This is a genomic window from Gammaproteobacteria bacterium (genome assembly GCA_013696315.1).
Lineage (GTDB): Bacteria > Pseudomonadota > Gammaproteobacteria > JACCYU01 > JACCYU01 > JACCYU01.
Genome location: JACCYU010000265.1, coordinates 1 through 3,277 on the forward strand (window position 1 = coordinate 1; position 3,277 = coordinate 3,277).

Genomic DNA, 3,277 nt, shown 5'->3' on the forward strand with positions numbered 1-3,277 from the left:
TCGTGCGGGCGCTGCCGTGTAAAACCTGACCCATTGCTCATCTCTCCAGATATGACGATCCAATGTACCACTACACTGCGGGACTAACGCGCGCGGCGTCGTTATTTCCGGCGCAACCGCTGTCGAGCGCGTAGTCACAAAGACCATCACCCACGCTGGCGTACAAATACCCGTCCTTGCCGAAATGCAGGTCGCCGGACACATGACTTCTGGCCATCGGGATGTTGTCGACCAGCACCTGTTCGCTGTTCAGGTTGACCGTGTTGCTGGGCGCAAGCGTAAAGCGCGCCACGCGGCTGACGGGGTTTTCCGGCGAACTGGGCTGCGCCATTGGACAGATGCCAAATTTATTGAACACGTAATAAAGATAAATAAAGCGGTTGCTGGAAAACTCGGGATCGACCGCCACGCCCAGCAATCCACGCTCGCCATTCGAGCACACGCGATTGTCGAGACTCAGATCCAGCGCCGGAGTGGGATACAATTCGCCATTCTGATAAACGTGGATCTGTCCCGGCTGGGTCGCGATCAGCATGCGTCCATCGGGTGTGAAAGCCAGCGCGGTGGGTTGCGGGAGGGCCGCGACCAGCGAATCCGAAAATCCCGCGGGCAGCGCGGCCCGCGCGAGTCCGGTGCAGAGGGTTGCGACGATCGCAAGCGATATGCCGGCAAGCGCCGGGCGTAAAAAGTACGATGGCTTCATGTCTCCCCTTCGCGTTCGTCTGTCGCGAACGCGTCCTCAGCAGCGCAGTAGTAATGTCTGCGCCGACCCGCCTCGATAGCGCGTGCCCATGCGCTTAAAAATAGCTATGGGATCACAACCCCAAGCGCGCGACCAAATGATATTGTCGTTAGTATGGTCGTTACTGCGCGCCGACTCTGAAATAGAATAGCCCAGCGCGAGCGAAAAGCAAGCATAATTGCCTGTGTGCGCCCGCCACGTGCAAGCTGGGTTTACGCTTTTTAAGCGGGTCTCGACGCATAAGAATCCAGCCAAGTGCAACGCAGACTTACGCGCTTTTCTTGCACTATGAAGGACAGACCCGCATCCCGTGCCAACATTCGATCAAACCCAGACGCACATTTATTGTCCCAGACCGTAAGCACCAGCCGTTAAAGGGCGGGTCGCGCGCATGGCGGCCTGCGTAACACTTTTGACTACAGGACTAGCAACATGACAATCGAACTAAATCACACGGTTATTCCGGCGCGCGACAAGATCGCCTCGGCCCGGTTCTTCGCGAAGATTCTCGGGCTTGTTTTCGACGAAGCCGCGGTCGATTATTTTGCGCCCGTGAAGGTCAACGAGTCCCTGACGATGGATTTCGCGGATCGCGCCGATTGGGCCAGCGATTTCACCGGTGAGCGCGGGCGCGAGATTCATCACTATGCCTTCAAGGTCACGGAAGCGGAATTCGACGAGATGTTCACGCGTCTAGAAGCGGAGGGCATACCCTACGGCAGCGAACCGAACGCACTGAAGAATATGAACATCAACCATCGAGGCGGCGGGCGCGGCGTCTACTTCCGCGATCCCGACGGACACATTATGGAACTGTTGACCGAGGATTAACGGATCTCTGAACAGGTTGTCACTTCGAGCGGAGCGAGAAATCTTATGAGAGCGACAAGTACTCAGTTCAGTTGGTAACGACATTTCGCCCTGCGGTCGCCTCGACAAGAGACACTCAATCTGACTCGTTTAACGAAAGCGCTACACAGCGTCTCTTCAAACACACACCATCCCGGGAGTACACGAGACATGCCAGATTTAAGCGGAAAAGTCGCGCTCGTCACCGGCGGCGCGCGCGGTATCGGCGCCGCTACAGCCAAGGCGCTGGCGGCGCAAGGCGCGAGTGTGGCGGTGAACTACAGCCGCAGCCGCGCGCCCGCCGAACAGGTCGTCGAAACCATAGAACGCGACGGCGGTCAGGCGAAAGCTGTACAGGCGGACCTGCACGAGCCCGCGGCCGCCAGACGCCTGGTGCTGGAGACCATCGAGCATTTTGGCAAGCTCGATATCCTCGTCAACAACGCCGGTACGTTCGGCATGAAACCGCTGCACGAATGTAGTGACGCAGACTACGACGCGACGTTCGATCTGAACGTGCGCGCCGTATTTCTCACCGCGCGCGAGGCGGCTAAGCGCATGGAAGACAATGGTCGCATCATCAACATCGGCAGCATCGTGGCGGATCGCACGCCGTTCCCCGGCGGCGGCCTGTACGGCGCGAGCAAGGCGGCGGTGGCCGGCTTCACGCGCGGCTGGGCACGCGATCTGGGACCGCGCGGCATCACCGTCAACTGCGTGCAGCCGGGGCCGATCGACACCGACATGAATCCGGCCAACGGCGAGTTCTCGGACGCGCAGAAACAGATGACCGCAATCAACCGCTACGGCAAGCCGGACGAAGTAGCCGCGCTGGTCGCCTTTCTCGCAAGCGCGCATGCCGCCAATATCACCGGCGCCTGTTTCAACGTAGACGGCGGCACCAGCGCCTGATAGCCATCATCAATAGCAGTAGTCATCAGACGCCTGCCCGCGAGCCTTTGCACGTGGCGCTCGCGCGGGCGGGGCGCCTGCCGTTCAGCTTCAAGCTCTGCCGCATCGCCAGCGTGCGACGCGAATGCGGGCCTGAACCCCTGTCGTACCTGTGACAACCGAACACACCTTCGACAGCGGGGAAATCCGGCTCAACTACGCACGGTGGATGGACGGCCGCGCCGACGCCGCGCCGCTGGTGCTGCTGCACGGCGTGACGCAAAGCTGGCGCTACTGGGCGCCCTTGATAGAGGCGATGGGTGCGGGACGGCGTGTATTCGCGCTCGATTCGCGCGGCCACGGTAGCTCAGGGCACATTTCGAACGGCGGCAATCGATTTGCCGATTATGCGCGCGACCAGCAGGCGTTTTTGCGCGAAGTGGTGCGTGAACCGGCGACTCTGATTGGCCACTCGCTGGGCGGCATGAACGCCATTTACATCGCCGCTGACACACCGGAACTCGTGCGCGCGATCGTGCTCGAAGACCCGCCGCTTTATTTCGCCGAGCGAGGAATGGGCGTGTTCGAAACGGTTTTTCGCGGCCTGAAAGCGCTGGCGGGATCTGGTCTGCCCGTCGATGAGCTGGCCGTACGGGTCGCCGAAGTAACCCGCGCGCCGCCCGCTAACGCACGCTATCACGCCGAATGTATTGCCGCGCTGGACCCGCGCGTTCTGGAACAGTTACTCGACGGCTCGGCCATGACGCACTGGAACACCGATGTCTTGCTGGCGCG

The 3,277-nt window shown here is 60.5% G+C and carries 4 protein-coding genes; 3 read left to right on the forward strand and 1 reads right to left on the reverse strand.

Going from position 1 to position 3,277, the window contains the following annotated elements; translation table 11 throughout:
- Nucleotides 1–70: 70 nt before the first annotated feature.
- On the reverse strand, nucleotides 71–703 hold the full coding sequence (locus H0V34_14965) for a PQQ-dependent sugar dehydrogenase (protein ID MBA2492922.1): 633 nt from the start codon (nucleotides 701–703) through the stop codon (nucleotides 71–73).
- Between the two features lie 471 nt (nucleotides 704–1,174).
- On the opposite strand from H0V34_14965, the gene H0V34_14970 reads away from it, so the two are divergent.
- From H0V34_14970 to H0V34_14980, 3 genes are all read left to right on the forward strand, one after another.
- On the forward strand, nucleotides 1,175–1,573 hold the full coding sequence (locus H0V34_14970) for a VOC family protein (protein ID MBA2492923.1): 399 nt from the start codon (nucleotides 1,175–1,177) through the stop codon (nucleotides 1,571–1,573).
- A gap of 189 nt (nucleotides 1,574–1,762) precedes the next feature.
- A complete protein-coding gene (locus H0V34_14975) occupies nucleotides 1,763–2,503 on the forward strand; it encodes a 3-oxoacyl-ACP reductase FabG (GenBank protein ID MBA2492924.1) in 741 nt (246 codons plus the stop codon).
- A 151-nt stretch (nucleotides 2,504–2,654) separates the two neighbouring features.
- Nucleotides 2,655–3,277, forward strand: a 623-nt coding sequence (locus H0V34_14980) for an alpha/beta fold hydrolase (protein ID MBA2492925.1), incomplete at its 3' end; no start/stop codon positions are given.

Bases quoted from the DNA above. Each gene is read 5' to 3' on its own strand.
- H0V34_14965 (MBA2492922.1), bottom strand. From the start codon at position 703: ATGAAGCCATCGTACTTTTTACGCCCGGCGCTTGCCGGCATATCGCTT.
- H0V34_14970 (MBA2492923.1), top strand. From the start codon at position 1,175: ATGACAATCGAACTAAATCACACGGTTATTCCGGCGCGCGACAAGATC.
- H0V34_14975 (MBA2492924.1), top strand. From the start codon at position 1,763: ATGCCAGATTTAAGCGGAAAAGTCGCGCTCGTCACCGGCGGCGCGCGC.